General features: G+C 52.6%; 20 protein-coding genes. 7 read left to right on the top strand and 13 right to left on the bottom strand.

Annotation, left to right across the window (positions count from 1 at the left end; all coding sequences use genetic code 11):
• Positions 1-3: 3 nt before the first annotated feature.
• The gene (locus OO017_RS11835; RefSeq protein ID WP_266052705.1) at positions 4-441 is read left to right on the top strand and encodes a septal ring lytic transglycosylase RlpA family protein; all 438 of its coding nucleotides are present in this window, start codon (positions 4-6) and stop codon (positions 439-441) included.
• A 117-nt stretch (positions 442-558) separates the two neighbouring features.
• Entirely contained in the window at positions 559-936 is a 378-nt protein-coding gene (locus OO017_RS11830) for a hypothetical protein (RefSeq protein WP_266052704.1), read from the top strand.
• Positions 937-1,468: 532 nt separating this feature from the next.
• Here the strand turns inward: OO017_RS11830 and OO017_RS11825 are convergent.
• The 6 genes from OO017_RS11825 to OO017_RS11800 all read right to left on the bottom strand — a co-directional run bounded on the left by OO017_RS11825 (position 1,469) and on the right by OO017_RS11800 (position 5,592).
• Entirely contained in the window at positions 1,469-2,221 is a 753-nt protein-coding gene (locus OO017_RS11825; protein WP_266052703.1) for a ZIP family metal transporter, read from the bottom strand.
• Positions 2,222-2,230: 9 nt separating this feature from the next.
• Entirely contained in the window at positions 2,231-2,974 is a 744-nt protein-coding gene (locus OO017_RS11820) for an SAM-dependent methyltransferase (RefSeq protein WP_266052702.1), read from the bottom strand.
• Positions 2,975-3,140: 166 nt separating this feature from the next.
• On the bottom strand, positions 3,141-3,446 hold the full coding sequence (locus tag OO017_RS11815; protein WP_266052701.1) for a hypothetical protein: 306 nt from the start codon (positions 3,444-3,446) through the stop codon (positions 3,141-3,143).
• Positions 3,447-3,555: 109 nt separating this feature from the next.
• Positions 3,556-4,143, bottom strand: coding sequence for a hypothetical protein (locus tag OO017_RS11810; RefSeq protein WP_266052700.1), 588 nt, complete (start codon positions 4,141-4,143; stop codon positions 3,556-3,558).
• Positions 4,144-4,254: 111 nt separating this feature from the next.
• Positions 4,255-5,112: a carboxylating nicotinate-nucleotide diphosphorylase gene (gene nadC, locus OO017_RS11805; protein WP_266052699.1), complete on the bottom strand. Its 858-nt coding sequence runs from the start codon at positions 5,110-5,112 to the stop codon at positions 4,255-4,257.
• Positions 5,113-5,178: 66 nt separating this feature from the next.
• Entirely contained in the window at positions 5,179-5,592 is a 414-nt protein-coding gene (locus OO017_RS11800) for a DUF4783 domain-containing protein (RefSeq protein ID WP_266052698.1), read from the bottom strand.
• Positions 5,593-5,829: 237 nt separating this feature from the next.
• On the opposite strand from OO017_RS11800, the gene gpmI reads away from it, so the two are divergent.
• The 3 genes from gpmI to OO017_RS11785 all read left to right on the top strand — a co-directional run bounded on the left by gpmI (position 5,830) and on the right by OO017_RS11785 (position 9,562).
• Positions 5,830-7,356, top strand: a complete 1,527-nt coding sequence (gene gpmI, locus OO017_RS11795) for a 2,3-bisphosphoglycerate-independent phosphoglycerate mutase (protein ID WP_266052697.1) — start codon at positions 5,830-5,832, stop codon at positions 7,354-7,356.
• Between the two features lie 10 nt (positions 7,357-7,366).
• A complete protein-coding gene (locus OO017_RS11790; RefSeq protein ID WP_266052696.1) occupies positions 7,367-7,945 on the top strand; it encodes a hypothetical protein in 579 nt (192 codons plus the stop codon).
• A 114-nt stretch (positions 7,946-8,059) separates the two neighbouring features.
• A complete protein-coding gene (locus OO017_RS11785) occupies positions 8,060-9,562 on the top strand; it encodes a M43 family zinc metalloprotease (protein ID WP_266052695.1) in 1,503 nt (500 codons plus the stop codon).
• Positions 9,563-9,676: 114 nt separating this feature from the next.
• Here the strand turns inward: OO017_RS11785 and OO017_RS11780 are convergent, their stop codons facing one another.
• From OO017_RS11780 to prfA, 3 genes are all read right to left on the bottom strand, one after another.
• Positions 9,677-10,108, bottom strand: coding sequence for a secondary thiamine-phosphate synthase enzyme YjbQ (locus OO017_RS11780; RefSeq protein ID WP_266052694.1), 432 nt, complete (start codon positions 10,106-10,108; stop codon positions 9,677-9,679).
• A 169-nt stretch (positions 10,109-10,277) separates the two neighbouring features.
• Positions 10,278-11,648: a hypothetical protein gene (locus tag OO017_RS11775; protein ID WP_266052693.1), complete on the bottom strand. Its 1,371-nt coding sequence runs from the start codon at positions 11,646-11,648 to the stop codon at positions 10,278-10,280.
• A 148-nt stretch (positions 11,649-11,796) separates the two neighbouring features.
• Positions 11,797-12,873 (bottom strand): peptide chain release factor 1, encoded by a 1,077-nt coding sequence (gene prfA, locus OO017_RS11770; protein WP_266052692.1) that lies wholly within the window; start codon positions 12,871-12,873, stop codon positions 11,797-11,799.
• Positions 12,874-13,172: 299 nt separating this feature from the next.
• Between prfA and OO017_RS11765 the strand changes: the two genes are divergently transcribed.
• Together OO017_RS11765 and OO017_RS11760 are read left to right on the top strand one after the other, a co-directional pair.
• The gene (locus OO017_RS11765; RefSeq protein WP_266052691.1) at positions 13,173-13,493 is read left to right on the top strand and encodes a thioredoxin family protein; all 321 of its coding nucleotides are present in this window, start codon (positions 13,173-13,175) and stop codon (positions 13,491-13,493) included.
• Positions 13,494-13,501: 8 nt separating this feature from the next.
• Positions 13,502-13,744 carry a DUF6952 family protein gene (locus tag OO017_RS11760; protein ID WP_266052690.1) on the top strand — a complete coding sequence of 81 codons (243 nt, stop codon included), beginning with the start codon at positions 13,502-13,504 and terminating at the stop codon, positions 13,742-13,744.
• 81 nt (positions 13,745-13,825) lie between these two features.
• On the opposite strand, the gene OO017_RS11755 is transcribed toward OO017_RS11760, so the two are convergent.
• From OO017_RS11755 to OO017_RS11740, 4 genes are all read right to left on the bottom strand, one after another.
• Entirely contained in the window at positions 13,826-14,437 is a 612-nt protein-coding gene (locus tag OO017_RS11755) for a TetR/AcrR family transcriptional regulator (protein ID WP_266052689.1), read from the bottom strand.
• Between the two features lie 136 nt (positions 14,438-14,573).
• A complete protein-coding gene (locus OO017_RS11750) occupies positions 14,574-15,254 on the bottom strand; it encodes a carotenoid biosynthesis protein (protein WP_266052688.1) in 681 nt (226 codons plus the stop codon).
• On the bottom strand, positions 15,247-16,749 hold the full coding sequence (crtD, locus tag OO017_RS11745) for a 1-hydroxycarotenoid 3,4-desaturase CrtD (protein WP_266052687.1): 1,503 nt from the start codon (positions 16,747-16,749) through the stop codon (positions 15,247-15,249). The genes OO017_RS11750 and crtD overlap by 8 nt, the downstream gene beginning before the upstream one ends.
• A 57-nt stretch (positions 16,750-16,806) precedes the next feature.
• On the bottom strand, positions 16,807-17,247 hold the full coding sequence (locus tag OO017_RS11740) for an SRPBCC family protein (protein ID WP_266052686.1): 441 nt from the start codon (positions 17,245-17,247) through the stop codon (positions 16,807-16,809).
• Between the last annotated feature and the right edge of the window lie 71 nt (positions 17,248-17,318).

Raw genomic sequence — 17,318 nt, 5'->3', positions numbered from 1 at the left:
ATTATGCTTACATTTTTACCTACATCACCCTTTCCTATACTTTCCAGAGCCGCTAAAAGTACGTTGGCCGCTGCCACAGTAGCTCTTTGCCTTAGCTCCTGCGCCACCACTGCCCCCGGCTTCGGGGAGAAAGGCTATGTAGAAGAAGGAAAGGCTTCTTACTACGGCCGCAAGTTTCAGGGGCGCAAAATGGCCAACGGTGAGCGTTACCGACGCAACAAGTTAACGGCAGCACATAAAAAACTACCCTTCGGCACCCAAGTAGAGGTAACCAACCTGCAAAACAATAAGTCAGTGAGAGTGGAGATTACTGACCGTGGCCCCTTTGTGCGTGGTCGGATTGTTGATTTGTCTGAGGCTGCGGCAAGGCGCGTAAACATGATTAACAGTGGCGTAGCCCCCGTCCGCCTTGAAGTTGTGAAGCCATCGAAGGTAAAATAAGCTGGCATTTTAATTTACACGCGCTCAATCACATACGTTCACCCTGTATTATATAAGTTTCTCTAAAACACCTACAATAATAGTTGGCTTTTCCCCGTTTTGTATATAAATTTGTGCATGACTAAAACTTGGGTAAAAGTGCGTGATTTCTTGCCGATGGTAGCTCTACTGCTACTGTGCATGCTTGTGATGCCTGCCACCCAAGCTTATGCAGAAGTAAACCACAACGGCTCTTCTGCTACCGTCCAACAGCAGCAGCAGGTGCAGCAAACTCAGGAGCACAAAGCCACTACGGGCAAAACTAAGCCTAAAACTGCCACCACTAAGCCCCACGAAAAATCTGTACTGGACGCAGATGTACTGGAGAGCCCGCTCGCTTATTTCCGCGATGCCTTTTCCTCAGAAGAAGAGGAGTCTGATACTGCCACAGGAACCAGTGCGGTAGTGGTTACCTTAAAGGCCTTGATCGCCACATTGCTGTCCACGGTTATTTAACCTCACTTTTTCGTGATGATGCTTTAGCTCTGCTTTGCAAAAGGCTGTAGCTGCTTCTCTGCATACTTATTTGCTGCCTTCTGCTAACGCAGCGAACCATTTTGTACTTGACCTGCCACCCTTTCTGGCTAACGCTGCTGCCCCATAAACTCATAGAGTGCCGCTCAATAGCTGGTTTTAGAACGCCATAGCTCAGATGGGTTCATTAAACCTTAGCAAAAAGTATGTTATTTCAGTAATTCAGGAGAATTGGTGTAGATAACTACACTTGGTCAAGGGTAAAATCACACTCTATACATAGGGAGAAATCAAGCTATTTATACTTACCCGCATGCAGCCCTTGGTTCAGGTTGCAAATAGAAACAGCAAGCTTTATTCAAAATTTAAATCCCTTGTTTTAAACCTTTGCCTTGCACCAAAGTCTATTACCTCGAGAAGACTATTACTATTAACACGGCCGGGACGCTGTGTGTGTTTTAAGGTGAGTTTGGCCGGAGTTTATACTTCGGCCATTCTTGTTTACACTTGTCCCTTAAATAAAGTCGCTTACTAGTGCCAGTACAAGGCCCAGTAGTGTGGCCACCAGCTTGTTCCGGTTAAAATGGTGGTCTGGGCTAGTCTCGAAGAGGATGGTGGTGGAGATGTGCAGGAAATTGCCGGCCACCAGGCCCGTCAGTGCAGTAAACACCATGCCATCAGAGGCTTCCTGCGCCAGCACCGTATTACTCACGATAATGCCCAGGGGAGAGCCTACCGCAAATATCAGCAGCCACAGAAAGGCTTTCCGGAAGTTCTCCAACCGCGACATCAAAACAGACATCAGGGCAAATGCCGCCGGTATGTGGTGCAGCGTAATACCCAGTAGCACCAGGTAAAAGTTGCTTGACTCGTACATATGCTCGCCGCCGTGGGAGTGGCCACCCTCTACAAGTATACTTCCCTCCAGAAAAGAGTGCACAAACAGGGAGCCCAGCAGCAGAAAAGGCATAGAGCCCACGCGCCCATGGTGATGGTGAATATGGCCGTGCTCTACACCATGCGAGAACAGCTCCAGCACCAACTGCAGAAAAAAGCCTGCCAGTACCCAATAGCCAACACGGTAGGGGTTGTTGTGGCTGTTCAGCAGCGCATCAGGCAGCAGGTGGATGATGGTGATGGTGAACAGGTAAGACCCACTGAAGGCCAATGCCATCTTCAGCCACTTGGTTTTGTTAGGCGGAAAGACCTTTACCAGAAAGCCGGACAGCACTACCGTGAAGAAAAGCGCAAGTATAGCTATGATCATGCGGGGCCGTTATTTTTTAAGCACAAAAATCATTCTGTCGCTGGTGGCCTGGTCGTAAGGGTTTAGCCTATAATCACCGAAGGTCTCTACCAGGCGTAGTTGCGTCATGCCGAAGTACTCCAGAAAGTCCTCCTGCCGCAGCGCCCGTACACGCTCCTCAAAGCTATAGTCTTGCCCTTTGTCGCGGAACCGGATGCTTTTCACGATAAAGCCATTCTCTACGCCACGCGTTATCTTAAAGTTTATTCCCTGCACCTCCTTCTCCTCCTCAGCCACCAGGTTATTGATCACCTTATCGGTATTCATAAAGTCGATCACAAGCTTTCCTCCGGGCTTTAGGCTGCCGGCAGTGGCACACAGCGCCACCACGTTTTCGGTGTCGTTATCGAAGTAGCCGAAGCTGGTAAAAAGATTTAAGATAAAGTCGAAGTAGTCGGGCCGGAAAACCTCCCGCATGTCGTGGCGCGCAAAATGCAGCCGCTCATGCTCAAACTGCCAGGCATACTTTATACTTCTCTCCGAAAGGTCTATACCGGTTACATCGTAGCCTTTCTGGCTCAGATAAACCGAATAGCGTCCCATGCCACAGGCCAGGTCCAGAATTTTATCGGTGGGCTTTGGATGCAGATGCGCCAAAAGCCTGTCCATAAACTGCTGCGCCTCCTGCTGGTCGCGATTGTGGTAAAGGATGTGGTAGTACGGCGAGTCGAACCAGGTACTAAACCATGCTGCTGTTTCCTGTTGTGCTGCCATGCGGGCCTAAAAGCAATTTTGTTGCAAATATAAAGAAATAATCATGGGCCAGGCACACTCTCCCGGTAAGATGAGGCCCAAGTGTGGCTTTAGTCGCATACAAGGGCAAAAAAAAGCCTGCCGCTGCTGATGGAGCAGTAGCGGCAGGCTACGGACAAAGCCGGAATTATTCTTTTGTAGCGCCTGCTTTGGTGTTTGTTTCTACCGCCTCGCTAACGCTGTCGCCTGGCTGCAGCGTGTTGCCACCAAGATCACGGTCTGGCATTACCTGCTCGTGCTCGATGTCGCCCTGCACCGCGCCAGCGGTAGCCTCTTTGCTGCCTGCATCAGACACATTAAAAGTCTCGCGTGTACCTGGCTCTACTGTATCTACAGAAACTTTCTCATCAGGTCTAAGGTCTGACGAAGTACCGCAAGAAGCCATAAACAAACCGCACACGGCGGCAAATACTGCTGTTACGTTCTTATTCATTTTTATACGTTTTTATACTTCCGATTTCAAAGCCTTGCTATGCATAGAGCAACAAAGCCTTAGTTAAAGATACTTTACGGCAACGAGCCCGCACCGGGTTAAACCGCCACTACGCCAGCAGGTTCTTGCGGCGCAGGTAGCTTTCCATCAGCTTCAGGTCGTTGGGGCTGTTAAAGATACGGAACGGCATGTGGATAAACACCGGCACCTGGAAGGTTCGGGCCACCCAGCCTTTCCAGCCGCTAGGCAGTTGGGCGTTGGTTGGCGGCTGCAGCCACAGCATATAGCCACTATCTTTCTTCTGGGCACGCTCGATCATATCCCAGGTAAGGGCCATTCCTTCGCGCTCGTTGCGCTTCAGCAGGATCTGGCGCTGGTCCACCTCATACGTCAACTTCTCGAACAGCGGGCTTCCCTGCTCCACCTGCGTTACGCTCATGACCTGCGCCGAGCGCAGCAGCACAAACAGCAGCGTTACAATAATGGCAGTGGCCACCCACCACCACGAGAAGCTAAACACGGCGGGCAGCAGGAACAGCACCAGCGGAATAAGTGCCTGCCACCAGCTTTTGCTCCATACCTGGCCCAGGGCCATGCGTGTATAATCGTTCTTGTCTAACTGGTACTTCTTTGTACGGATAGCCAGCGGGTTAGCGCCCTGCGCCATCCGGCGACCTCTTTGGTTTGGTTGCTGCATAAATGATATAGTGTAAAATCGTCTCTGTCTTCTTCTTTTCCAGCCCCTCCGGCCAGGCCTGCAGAGCAAAATCAGGTAAAAACCCTCTGTTACGAAGGGTAACGCATTATCTTAAAAAGCCTTCAGGCTCAAGTCTATACTTTTAATGGAGTGCGTAAGAGCTCCTACTGAGATATAATCTACGCCACACTCTGCCACGGCGCGGATGGTTTCCTCTGTAATGCCCCCGGATGCCTCCGTTTCATACTTTCCCCCGATCATGGCCACGGCCTCGCGCATCATGTCGGTGCTCATGTTATCAAGCATAATACGGTGGATGCCGCCTGTCTCCAGCGCCTCCTGCACCTCCTGCAGGTTACGTGTCTCCACCTCAATCTTCAGGTCTTTGCCTTTCTCCTGCAGGTATTTGTGCGTGGCTGTAATGGCCTCGCGCACACCACCGGCATAGTCCACGTGGTTATCCTTCAGCATGACCATATCATACAGGCCGAAGCGGTGGTTCTCGCCGCCGCCAATCACAACGGCCCACTTCTCCATTATCCGGAAGTTAGGGGTTGTTTTGCGGGTATCCAGCAGTTTTGCACCGGTTCCTTCAATCAGGCGTACCATGTGGTTGGTATAGGTGGCGATACCGCTCATGCGCTGCATGCAGTTCAGCACCAGGCGTTCGGCGGTAAGTATACTTTGGGCCTTTCCTTTCACGGTAAAGGCCACATCGCCATACTTCATCGCATTGCCGTCGTGCATCAGCACATCCAGCTGCAGGTCTGGGTCCACGGCTTTAAAGATATAGCCGGCCAGCTCTACACCCGCCAGTATACCGTTGCCTTTCACCAGCAGGCGCGCCTGGTTCTGCGCATCGGCAGGTATGGACGCCAGCGAGGAGTGGTCGCCGTCGCCTACGTCTTCGGCCAGCGCCGCTGCGATGAAGGCATTTATACTTTTTTTGGTCAGATATATCGGTTTCACGGTGCAAAAATAAAAAAAGGCTCGGTATAAACTCCGAGCCTTTGTAAAAATCTCATTAGTATCGTCTTAATCTTTTATAAAGTTCATCGAATGGATGAGGTATTTGTCTCCTGAAGACTTCATCCGGATCAGCACTGTATACGAACCGCCCTTGGAGGAATAGGTGCCAATGGCGTACAGCTGGCCTTTGTCGGAAGTACCGTTATGGTTCACGCTGAAATCCACAGGGGCGTTTTTGGAGAAGAAGTTCTTCATCACAAACTCAGCCTGCGTGCTGCTATAGCTGGTTGCCTCAGCACCGTCCAGCGTAATCTCCACCATGTTGCCAAAGTTTCTGGAAAGATCTTTGGCTGAGCCGGCCTTCATAGCCTGCTTCACGTTGTTCATAGCATCGCCCTGCGCCACAGCCTGCCCCGCCGTCATTAAGAAAGCTACTAATAACATCGAGAAGGCAACTGCAAAGTGTTTAAAGTTTTTCATAAATGCTGTTTGTATTACTTGCTCATGTATGAGCCAAAACTATGCCAAGTAATGGAGGAGATTTCGTGTCTCTAATATAACACGATTATCCAGATAAAGAAAGAACCCGGGCCTCGCAAATCGTATACTTTTATAGTTGCCGGGCAGAACCTTAGCACCACTTACACAGTAGCGGCAGTAGAGAGCAACGCGTATTTACCGCCTGCAGCTTCTAAAGATTATAGTTATATTTGCACCATGGATAAGAAGGTACTCTTAGTGATTTTAGACGGATGGGGAATAGCCACCGACCTGGCGGCTTCGGCCATTCATAAAGCCAACACTCCTTTCGTTGATTCTATTTTTGAAAAATACCCGGCCACTACACTGCAGGCATCCGGCGAGGCCGTTGGCTTGCCGGAGGGGCAGATGGGCAACTCGGAAGTGGGCCACATGAACATTGGCGCGGGCCGCGTGGTGTACCAAGATTTGGTGCGCATCAACAAGGCTATCGCAGAGCGCAAGCTGGCCTCTATGCCGGCGCTTGCCAATGCCTATACTTATGCCAAGGAGAACAAAAAGCCTGTGCACCTGATCGGCCTTGTGTCGGATGGCGGCGTGCACTCGCACATAGACCACCTGAAGGCGCTTTGCTCTGTGGCGCATGACCAGGAACTGCACGAAGTATACATCCATGCCTTTACCGACGGCCGCGACACCGACCCTAAAGGTGGGGTAAAGTATATCAACGAGCTGGAGGAGCACCTGGAGCAAACAACCGGCACTATCGCCTCGATAGTGGGCCGCTACTACGCCATGGACCGCGACAACCGCTGGGAGCGTGTAAAACTGGCTTACGACCTGATGGTGAAAGGGGAGGGGGAACCTTCTCAGAACCTGATCAAATCCATGCTCGACTCTTATAATGCGGGCGTTACCGATGAGTTCATCAAACCGATCGTGAAGGTGAACGACAAACAGGAGCCTATCGCCACGATCAAGAACGGAGATGTGGTCATCTGCTTTAACTTCCGTACCGACCGTGGCCGCGAGATTACCCAGGCCCTGACGCAGCGCGACTTCCCGGAGCAGGACATGCACAAACTGGACCTGCGCTACGTGATGATGACCAACTACGACGAGAGCTTCCTGAACACAGAGGCCATCTTTGAGAAGGATAACCTGAACAACACACTGGGCGAGGTGCTGGCCAAAGCAGGCAAAAAGCAGATCCGCATTGCCGAAACAGAGAAATACCCGCACGTTACTTTCTTCTTCTCGGGTGGCCGCGAAACCCAGTTTGAGGGCGAGAGCCGCATCATGTGCCCATCGCCTAAAGTAGCCACTTATGACCTGAAACCGGAGATGAGCGCCTACGACATCCGCGACGCGATTGTGCCGGAGCTGGAGAAGAAGAGTGCCGATTTTATCTGCCTTAACTTCGCCAACCCCGACATGGTGGGCCACACCGGCGTGTTTGAGGCGGCCGTAGAGGCCTGCGAAGTGGTGGACGAATGCTCTGCCAAAGTGATCACCACGGCCCTTGAAAACGGCTACGATACCATCGTGATAGCCGACCACGGCAACGCCGACATGATGATTAACCCGGACGGATCTCCTAACACCGCCCACACCACCAACCTGGTGCCTTGCGTGCTGGTGAGCAACGACTTTAAAGGAACCCTGCACCCCGGCAAGCTGGGCGACATCTCCCCAACCATTCTGGAGCTGATGCACCTTGAGAAGCCGGAGGAGATGACAGGAGAATCCCTGATTAACCATTAAACTTATACCTGTGGCCAAGTATAAACTGCTCTTTTTTGTGGGCCTGCTGCTGGCCACTGTTGCCTGTGAACGGCCTGCCCCACCCGCAACGGACGAGGCGCGGCGGGCCGCTTTTAACCTTACCGCTTACCTGCAGGAGCAGCGGCAAAGGCTGGAAACCCAGCAACCCATGGTACTGAAATCGGTAGCCGCCCAGGGCAAAGAACCGGAGGTGGTGGAAACACCCGATATTGACTGGGAAGATGAGCTGGCCGTGTTTGAGCAAGCTGATTTGAGCCGCCCTTCGCTGCAGGAGTTCTATACGCGCCAGGAGCAGGTGCTGGAGGATGGCTCTGTGGCCATCGAGTTTACTAAACTGGAGGATGCCGAGCCGCAGGTGCACTACCTGCGCCTTGTCCTGAGCCCTGCGGGTAAGCTGAAACACCTCAATGCCCGGCTGCAGGACAAGAACATCATTTTTTTCTCGCGCCGCGCCGTAGAGCTGAGCACCGATCCGCAGTCAGGCAATATTTCCAGCTACCATGTGGAGGGGGTGCAGAAAATGATCTTCGGGGATTCCTTGCGCTACGAGGTGCAGGCCAACCTGTAGCACGGGCTCACAAAAGCCCTGCAGCCTTGCCATACTTTCCCTATTTTCCTTATCTTGCATAGCTACAGGCACATAAGATGCCCGTGAATTTTGCGAACCCTCTACCTTTATCACATGCGTACGATTGCCCTTACGGCCGTTCTTTGCCTTGGCATTGTCTTTCCCGGCTTTGCCCAGCAGCTAACGGGTGACCGCAGTTGCGCCACCAATACCTACGCAGAGGCACTAAAGGCGCAACACCCATCGCTGGAGCAGAAGCAGCAACAAGTACAGCAGGCCGTACAGGAAACGCTACAGCAGAAGCGCCAGTGGCAAAACCTCCGTACCGTCACCACCATCACCATCCCGGTTGTGTTTCATGTGCTGTATGATAAAGAGGAAGAAAACGTTTCGGGTGAGCAGATCCTGTCGCAGTTGGCCGTACTGAACGCTGACTTCAGGAGACGCAATGCGGATGCCGTGAATACCCCCTCATACTTTGCGCCCTATGCCGCCGATACCCGCATCGAGTTCTGCCTGGCAACCATTGACCCTAACGGAGACCCTACCACCGGCATTACCCGCACCCAGACTTACCGCACCGAGTTCAATTATATTACCGACTACATTAAGAAATCCGCTAACGGAGGCACAGATGCGTGGGACACCAACCGTTACCTCAACATTTGGATAGGGGATATAAAAGATAACGTACTGGGCTATGCCAGCATGCCGGGAGCCACTTTACCGCACCTGGATGGTGTGGTGCTGCATTATGCCGCTGTGGGCGCAGCGCCTGCCAACAAGTTCGACTCGCCTTACAACCTGGGCCGCACCGCCACGCACGAAGTGGGCCACTGGCTCGGCCTAAGCCATATTTGGGGGGAGGATGATGCCAGCTGCTCCGACTCTGACGGCATAGACGACACACCCAACCAGGAAAGCTATACCACCGACTGCACCGGCGCCATCGAGGTATCCTGCGGCAATGGTCCCTACGGCAATATGTACCAGAATTACATGGACTACAGCAACGATGCCTGCATGAACCTGTTCACGCATGGCCAGGCCGCCTACATGAACGCCGTGATCAGCACCAGCCGCAGCCAACTACTTTACTCGCTTGCCTGCACAAACTCTATCCGCTCTGATTTTGGTTTGGCGCAGGAAAGCGACACACTGGTAGTTGCTGGGAGTAGTATACAGTTTGCTGCCACACCGGAAGGCGTTCGGGCTACTGAGTGGCTCTGGGAGTTTAAGGGAGGCATACCGGCTACTTCTACGCAGCAGAACCCCACCGTTACCTATCCGCAGCCTGGCCAGTACGATGTAAAGCTAACGGTGAGCAATGGCACTGTAACCGACAGCGAGGTAAAGGAGGACTTTGTGCACGTAACGGTCAGCGACCTGACGGTATACCCGAATCCAACCTCGGATTATCTGTACATTGAACAGCCTGCGCGTATACTTGTGCGACACGTGGAGCTTATAAACAGCGTAGGCAAAACCATACTTACAGCGGAGGCCCGCAGCCGCACACTGCAACTGGATGTACGCCACCTGCCGCCTGGCGTATACTTCATGCGCCTGGTTAGCACTAATGGCACTGAGATCAGGCGGGTAAGTGTTGTGCGGTAAGGGTAGTGAATGGTTACTAGTTGTTAATTATTCGTTATCAGAGTGAGTTAAGGAAGTAGGAGTTTATGCTTTTTTATAATTTCCCCCAACAACCAACATCTAATAACTAAACCATTACCCATGCATTCCCTCACCCTGCAGCGTAACTACTATAGTGCGTTTGGAGGCGTTGTCGCGGTGCTCGCAGAGGTAGATGCCTTGCCAAGTTCCGAGGTTCAGTTCCCCGTTTCGGATGGGCACCGTAACAGAGGTGCCAAGTATGGCGGCCTTTAAATGCGCAGGCATGTCATCGGAGCCTTCCAGGGTATGGCGGTAGTAGGGTTGGTTTTCCGGCACCATGTGGTTGAAGTGGCTCTCAAAGTCCTGCCGCACAGTGGGGTCGGCATTTTCGTTAATGGTGAGGCTGGCAGAGGTGTGTTTAATGAAAATATGCGCCAGCCCCACATAAACCTCCTCCAGTTCCGGCAGCTGCGCCTCCAGCAGGTCTGTTATTAAATGAAAGCCGCGCTTAACGGCCGGTAGCCTTATCTCTTTCTGAAACCACATAAGTATAATTTTGAATGAGAGGATGTGTGAATGAGTGATTTTATTTTTGAGGGTTCAAATCAGCCTTTTTTATACTTCCTGTTTGGCTTCACCCTACCTGTGCAAGTATGAGTATAAGCGTAAAGTTCACTTCAACTTCTTCACACATTCACTCATTCAGCATTGATTGTTAGTCTATGGTACGCTCATACGCGCCTGCGTCGGGTTGGGTGCTGCTGCGGGTTACACCTTTTATGTCCTGAAGTATGTTCGGCAGTACTTTCGCGGCGCCACTGGCAGGGGAGAGGGTATCGAGGCTGAAATCATACTTTGCCGGCGCCTTAAACTTTGGGGCTGTGTTCAGGATGTTGTTTTCGCTAAACTGCTCTCTATGCCTTTCGGTACGCAGCAGGTTGTTACTAACCTCGGTGGCTGCGCCAGCCGGCTCTATCAGTACTTCATCCACCGTGCTCCCCCCATCAGAATACACAATAGAGTTAAGCACCCTAATCGAGGTGGGCTGGTTCTCAATCTCGGTCTCAGGTATAAAATCAACCACGGTGAGCAGTGGCGTTTCGCGCGTCAGCGGGTTTTGGTAGCTCACGATGGTGGAGTACAGCAGTTCATACGCACCTCCCCCCAAACCGCCGAAGCCGTACTGCCCGCAGTTATAGATGAGTGTGTTCACCAGTTGCACCTCCGAGGTAAAGGCCACTACGCCCCCTTGCAGTGCGTGTGCCACGGTGCAGCCCTCCACCAGCGTGCCGGCCTTATCCGGGTTACCGATGCGCAGCCCGTACAGTGTATTTTTTATGTCGGCATACTTTATACTGTTGCCCCCGCTGGTTGCCAGAACCCGGATGCCCTCCCATTGGCCCGGCGCTGTCAGGTATTCTTTCTCGCGGCGGTAGCCACTGAAAACAACCCGCTCCTGCGGCGTGCCCTGTACCTGTAGCTGCCCCGCCACCAGCAATACTGACTTGTTATAGCCATAAACGCGGGCTCCTTTCTCAATGGTAAGCACTTCGCCCTCGCGCACTAGCACCGAGTCGAGCAGCACGTGCGGTTTATCGGCGGGCCAGGTGGTGGTGCCGATGCTGCCTTTGCGGTGGAAGTAGGCATTTTGCCCATAGGCCACCAGTTTCACGTTCTGCTGCTGCCCGTTGGTGGTAAAAAGTATGGAATCTGCCGCCAGGAAAGGCTGGTTTTGGTCTGTTGGGTTGATGTTGGCTTTTACGAGCACATACAGGCTGTCGCCGCCGCGCAGCTCCAGGTTATTTGCCAGCGGCGCCTGCACCCCGTTAATGGTAAGTTGATAGGGGGAAGAGGCAGCACCCGCCAGCGTGATCTCGCTGATGCGCACAGCTTTCTCGTTGCGGTTATATACTTTCAAACGCTTGGTGATGCTGCCGCGGCTCACGAAAACGGTATCGAACAGCACGGTATCAGCCGAAAACTGCAGCACCGCATCCGGGTCTGTGGTTATCACCTCATCCTTCGGCTCGCAGCCGAACACCGACAGCAGCAGCAACAGGGGCAATATGGCGAGCAGAAGCTTCAAAGTTTAGTTGTTCGTTATTGGTTATTGGAAGTATGGACACTCTTATGAAGTACAGCAATTTAGCAATTTAACCAGCAACAATAAAAAAAGGATGCAGCGCCGCTATACTTGCTTCACTGCATCCCTTTGATTTATACTTGGCGAATGCTTATTCTGCTGTGGCTCCTTCTTTCAGGCGCTCAGCGTTTTCAGCAATACGCAGCTCTTCCACAAAATCGTCGATGCCGCCATCCATTACAGAAGGCAGGTTATACACGGTGTAGCCAATACGGTGGTCGGTAACACGGCCCTGCGGATAGTTGTAGGTACGGATCTTGTCGGAACGGTCGCCGCCGCCTACCATGCTCTTGCGCTGTGCACCCTCGGCCTCGTTCTTCTTGGCCAACTCTACCTCAAAAATACGTGAGCGGAGTACCGCCAGCGCCTTATCGTAATTCTTCAGCTGTGATTTCTGGTCCTGGCACTGGGCCACGATACCGGTTGGGATGTGCGTCAGGCGAACGGCAGAGTAAGTAGTGTTTACCGACTGCCCACCCGGTCCTGACGAACAGAACAGGTCTTTGCGGATATCGTTCATGTCGATCTCCACGTCAAACTCCTCCGCCTCCGGCAGCACCACTACTGAGGCTACCGAAGTATGAATACGGCCCTGCGTTTCGGTGGCCGGCACACGCTGCACGCGGTGCACACCTGACTCGAACTTAAGCTTGCCGTACACGTCCTCGCCGGATACGCCCACGATAATTTCTTTGTAACCGCCCGATGTACCTTCAGTGGCATCCATCAGCTCCATTTTCCAGCCCTGCTTCTCGGCAAAGCGGCTGTACATGCGGTAAAGGTCTCCGGCAAAGATAGAGGCTTCGTCGCCACCCGCACCCGCACGGATCTCCATGATGATGTCCTTGCTGTCGTTCGGGTCTTTCGGGATCAGCAGTTCCTTCAGCGTGTCCTCCATCTCGTCGCGCTGCGGAATCAACTCGTCCAGCTCCTCTTTTGCCATCTCCCTGAAGTCCTCATCCTTCTCTGTGGCAATCACCTGCTTGGCGTTGTCTATGTTGCTCAGGATGTTCAGGTACTTCTTATATTCTGTTACGATCTTGTCCAGATCTTTATACTCTTTATTCAGCGACTTATACTTCTTCATGTCGCTAACCACATCCGGCTGGATAAGCAGTTGGCTTACCTCTTCAAAACGCTGATTAATGGCTTCTAACTTATCTAACATCGTGCTTCTCTGGTTTTAGGCTGCAAAGATACAAAAATTGGGCTATAGATTTTGTTATCCGCTTTTCCGCTCAACTATAATTCTGCCGCCTTATGTGTTCTATGCTATAACTTTAAAGACGGACGTATAGTTTCAGGAGGGTTTGCACTATAAAATCGGCGCAAAAATATAGTTTTTATCTATAAGCGGATAAATTAAATCTATCCGGGCTATTGGCATACTTTCGGTTGAAACATTTACTTTTGACTTGAGTTAAATAGTGATAGAGTTTAATCAAGTAAATCACAAAAAGAAGAAATATGGCTGTTATTGTAGCAACTGACAACGATTTTAACGAAGTACTGAACTCAAACCAGAAAGTGGTGGTGAAATACTATGCCGACTGGTGTGGCAGCTGCCGCCTGTTCTCGCCTAAGTTCAAGCGTATGTCTGACGACGAGGCTTTCACGAACGTGGCTTTCGTGGACGTGAACGCCGAGACAAGCCCGGAGGCGCGCAAAATGGCCAACGTTACCAACCTGCCTACCTTCGCTATTTTCAAAAACGGCCAACTGGTAGACTCTGTGGCTGCCAGCAAAGAAGAGGCCGTTCGTGAACTGATCCATAAACTAGACGTGTAAGTATAAACATGAAGATACCTGCTATAAAGAAACTGGTTGAGAACCACAAACTGGAGGAGTTGATGGCCGCCGAGGCCGCCATTGTGGAGGAGCAGCAGCCTGCCATTGAAGTAGACGGCGACGACGAGGGTGAGCAGCTGACGCACGTATTGGCCGCCGTCTGGATCCTGAACGAGATGGAAGACAACGGCACCGATTTTAAAACCGCCCTGCGCTCTTATACGCAGAAGGTTCGCGTGTCCATCAGCTAACACCGGTACACAAATCCATAAAAAAGCGCTGCTGCCAAAGTTTATACTTCGGCAGCAGCGCTTTTACTTTGTATCAGCTTCTTAAATATTGTTTCTGGAGAAGTAATTTTCTGCCAGCCTGCTGCCCTGGTCGGTGCACAGGCCGCGCACATAGTATAGGTACACACTCCGGAACACCTCGCCCATATCGTAGCGGTCAGGCGGGAAAACAACAGGGTTGATGATCATGTTAAACTGCTCCAGGATGATCTTAGTAACCAGCTGCAGGTTAATATCCTTCCGGAAGTAGCCCTGCACCACGCCTTTATTTATCACCGTGTAGTTCAGGTCGTGGTTATAGGAGTTAAGATGATCCAGACACATTTGCCACACCTGCGGGTAGTACTGCTGCATGTCTATGATATAAGCCGGGCTGATGGATCGCAGTTCTTTGATGCCGTTTAGCAGCAGCAGGAATATCTCCTCCACCGGATTCTCGGCATGCTGCAGCAGTTCCTTGTCGCGCTGCTCGCTTAGTTCCAGGTCATAGCGTATCACCTTCTGCACCATGTCTGCCTTGCTGGTAAACAACGCGTTGTAGTCATCTTCATCTATCCCCAACCGCTCTATCAGCTCACCCTCAGAATGCCGCTCTATCCCCTCGCTTCTGAATATCTGAAGAATCTGACCTAAAATCGTTTCCGGTAAAACCATCTGTATAACTCTGTTTTCTGCACCAGGGGCGCTGCCCTGCCTGTGTAAGCCTGAATGGACAGGCTAGCCGCTCGGTAGCAAACTCCACCTTCTTCAAAAGTAAGTATTTTTTTGATGTTATGCGCAACTTATATCGCTACAGCAAGCTGAGGATGCCCACGAAAAAAAGGAGTTGCACCAGGTAGATATAAGGCGCCAGCCTGTTTTCTTTAGCAATGGCTGCCCGCTGAAAGTATACCTGCAGCCCCAGCGCCACCACAAACCAACCCACGTAGTTGGAAAGCGGGATGTGACCACCCTGCCAGCTCCAAAAGTCAAAAGCCATGGCCACGGGCTCAATAAAGTAGTCGAGCAGTACCATGAGCAGGGCGCCAAGTATAGCCTTGGCTGGCCAGGGCAGGCGCGTAAGATTGCTGATATGGCCGGCGCTGTACACCAGCATCAGCCAGTTCAGGCCAATGAGAACGGGCACGCTCCATATTTTAAAGCCCAGCGCGGCGCCATAAGCATAGTCCCCGAACAGCAGCCCCGTATGCACCCCCACCACCTCTGAGAAAAACCCAACGGAGAACACCACTGCGGCAAAAAGTATAAACGTCGTGCTCCAGCGGCGGTGGAAGGCAAGCAGTAGCGTGTTGGTGAGCAGCAGGTTCATGGGGGTTAGCCGCTGGAAATACTCCGGCCTGCCGCTGAACAGCAAGCCCCAGAAACCTACCGCATGGAAGATGACAAGTATGGCCACGGCCACCGGCAGCGCATACTTTTTATACTTGGTGGCAACAGGTGCCAGCGTAGGGGCGGCTTTGGCGTCAGGCATGGCGTTTACGGGGTTTAGCAGGTAAGGGGGCAACGGCTGGCACCAGCTCGCCCACGATTTTGGCCGAGAGCAGGCACAGCGGAATGCCACCACCGGGGTGCACGCTGCCGCCGCAAAAGTACAAGCCTTTGAGCCTGGAGCTGAAGTTAGGGTGGCGCAGGAAAGCGGCCATGCGGTTGTTGGAGCTGCTGCCGTACAAGGCCCCGCCAAACGACGAGGTGCGACCTTCGATCAGCAGCGGGTCCAGCACCTGCTCTTCCTGGATAAGCGGCTCTATACTTACACCCAGCATGTTGCTTAACTTTTGCAGCACCGCCTGCCGGGTATTTGTTGTTAACTGCTGCCAGTCCTGCCCCTGGTTGTGCGGCACGTTCACCATCACAAACCAGTTCTCACTGCCTGCGGGCGCATCCTGCGGGTCTGCCTTGGAAGTGATGTTGATGTACACGGTCGGGTCTTGGCTGACGGTTTTATACTTGAAGATATGCTCGAACTCCGTTTTATAATCCTGGCTGAAGAAGATATTGTGCACGTGCAACTGCGGGAACTCCCTCTTAATGCCCCAGTAAAAGATGAGTGCGGAGCTGGAACGCGGCTGCTGCAATGTTTTCTCCGGTGCCGGCTGATCGGGGAGGAGTCTGCGGTAGGTTGGCACCACATCCATATTGCTCACCACCACATCGGCTTTATACTTGCCGCTGCTGGTTTCTACGCCTGTGGCTTTGTTATTTTCAGTGATGATGCGCTCTACCTGCTCATTATACTTAAACGCAACGCCCAATTTCTCAGCCAGTTTCACCAAACTCGCCGCGATGGCATAGATGCCGCCTTCCGGGTAAAAAGCGCCGATGTTGTGCTCGAGGTGCGGAATGATGTTGAGGGTGCCAGGGGCCTGATACGGGTCAGAGCCGTTATAGGTGGCAAACCTGTCGAGCAGCTGCACAAAGCGCGGGTCGGAGAACTGGCTGGCGTTGGCCTCATGCATGGTGGTGGACAGGCCAAGGTCTGAGAGGCAACTGAGCGCCTTCAGCACATCCGGGCTCAGGTACGTATCCAGTTTATGCAGCGACTTCCGCAGAAACGTGTCTGCAGTGCCTTTGTAGAGCCTGCTGCTTTTGGCCAGCGCCTCCTGCACCGCCTGCTTCGGCACGCCCAGCTGCTGCTCGGCCTCCTGCGCAAACCTTCCGGCGTCGGAATAGGCTTTCACGTGGCTTCCGTCGGGCCAGAAATAGTGCGTTATCGGGTCGAGGCGGGTGTAGCGAAAGTAGTCGGAGGGCGTGCGCCCGGCCAGCGTGAACAGCTCGTCCACGAGGTGCGGCAGCGTAAACAGCGAGGGGCCGGCATCGAACCGATAGCCGCCCAGCCAGAATTCGTGCATCTTACCGCCAAAGGTAGGGTTGGCCTCCAGCACCGTTACCTCATAGCCCTTTACGGCCAGACGCACGGCTGTGGCAATGCCTCCTATCCCTGCCCCGATAACGGCTGCTTTCCTCATACCCTAATATACGGTTTTATACTTTTCGTGCTTAACTACCAGCCCAGCGGAAAGGTTTTATACTTTCCCGAACTCCTTTTTGTATACAGGCCCTCGCATGCCAAACTGCACCAGCATGAGCGGGTAGAGCAGCAGGTCCAGCAGTTTATAGCCTGTGCTGTAGGTGATAATGTCGTGGATGGTGGCGTCGCTGCCTTTTTTGGTGACCAGGTGTTTGTGTTGCCACAACCGCAGGGGCGGGGGCAGTTCCTGGCCCTCATCCACAAAGTATGCCCCGGTGCCGGTTATACTTCTATCCGTGATCAGGCTGGTCCAGCGGAAAGATTTTACGCCCGTCTGCAGCTCTACCTCCACCACATCGCCGGGCTCGGAGCCGTCAAACCGCAGCAGCCTCAGCCTGGGGTAGGGCGGCGACAGCTTCCTGAACAGCCGTTCGTCGAAGGCATTAAACACCACCAGGTAGTCCTGAGCAACATCGGTTTTGAGGTGGAGCCGCATGCGTTGATTGATAGATTGTTGAATGGTTAAAATGTCATTAGCGGTAGTCCCGGATCCGTCCACCCTTACCC

It is taken from the genome of Pontibacter anaerobius, assembly GCF_026241195.1.
Lineage (GTDB): Bacteria > Bacteroidota > Bacteroidia > Cytophagales > Hymenobacteraceae > Pontibacter > Pontibacter anaerobius.
Note: the sequence above shows the minus strand (reverse complement) of the source record. Positions and strands in the feature narration are given on the sequence as shown.

Bases quoted from the DNA above. Each gene is read 5' to 3' on its own strand.
- OO017_RS11835 (WP_266052705.1), top strand. From the start codon at position 4: ATGCTTACATTTTTACCTACATCACCCTTTCCTATACTTTCCAGAGCC.
- OO017_RS11830 (WP_266052704.1), top strand. From the start codon at position 559: ATGACTAAAACTTGGGTAAAAGTGCGTGATTTCTTGCCGATGGTAGCT.
- OO017_RS11825 (WP_266052703.1), bottom strand. From the start codon at position 2,221: ATGATCATAGCTATACTTGCGCTTTTCTTCACGGTAGTGCTGTCCGGC.
- OO017_RS11820 (WP_266052702.1), bottom strand. From the start codon at position 2,974: ATGGCAGCACAACAGGAAACAGCAGCATGGTTTAGTACCTGGTTCGAC.
- OO017_RS11815 (WP_266052701.1), bottom strand. From the start codon at position 3,446: ATGAATAAGAACGTAACAGCAGTATTTGCCGCCGTGTGCGGTTTGTTT.
- OO017_RS11810 (WP_266052700.1), bottom strand. From the start codon at position 4,143: ATGCAGCAACCAAACCAAAGAGGTCGCCGGATGGCGCAGGGCGCTAAC.
- OO017_RS11800 (WP_266052698.1), bottom strand. From the start codon at position 5,592: ATGAAAAACTTTAAACACTTTGCAGTTGCCTTCTCGATGTTATTAGTA.
- gpmI (WP_266052697.1), top strand. From the start codon at position 5,830: ATGGATAAGAAGGTACTCTTAGTGATTTTAGACGGATGGGGAATAGCC.
- OO017_RS11785 (WP_266052695.1), top strand. From the start codon at position 8,060: ATGCGTACGATTGCCCTTACGGCCGTTCTTTGCCTTGGCATTGTCTTT.
- OO017_RS11780 (WP_266052694.1), bottom strand. From the start codon at position 10,108: ATGTGGTTTCAGAAAGAGATAAGGCTACCGGCCGTTAAGCGCGGCTTT.
- prfA (WP_266052692.1), bottom strand. From the start codon at position 12,873: ATGTTAGATAAGTTAGAAGCCATTAATCAGCGTTTTGAAGAGGTAAGC.
- OO017_RS11765 (WP_266052691.1), top strand. From the start codon at position 13,173: ATGGCTGTTATTGTAGCAACTGACAACGATTTTAACGAAGTACTGAAC.
- OO017_RS11760 (WP_266052690.1), top strand. From the start codon at position 13,502: ATGAAGATACCTGCTATAAAGAAACTGGTTGAGAACCACAAACTGGAG.
- OO017_RS11755 (WP_266052689.1), bottom strand. From the start codon at position 14,437: ATGGTTTTACCGGAAACGATTTTAGGTCAGATTCTTCAGATATTCAGA.
- OO017_RS11750 (WP_266052688.1), bottom strand. From the start codon at position 15,254: ATGCCTGACGCCAAAGCCGCCCCTACGCTGGCACCTGTTGCCACCAAG.
- crtD (WP_266052687.1), bottom strand. From the start codon at position 16,749: ATGAGGAAAGCAGCCGTTATCGGGGCAGGGATAGGAGGCATTGCCACA.
- OO017_RS11740 (WP_266052686.1), bottom strand. From the start codon at position 17,247: ATGCGGCTCCACCTCAAAACCGATGTTGCTCAGGACTACCTGGTGGTG.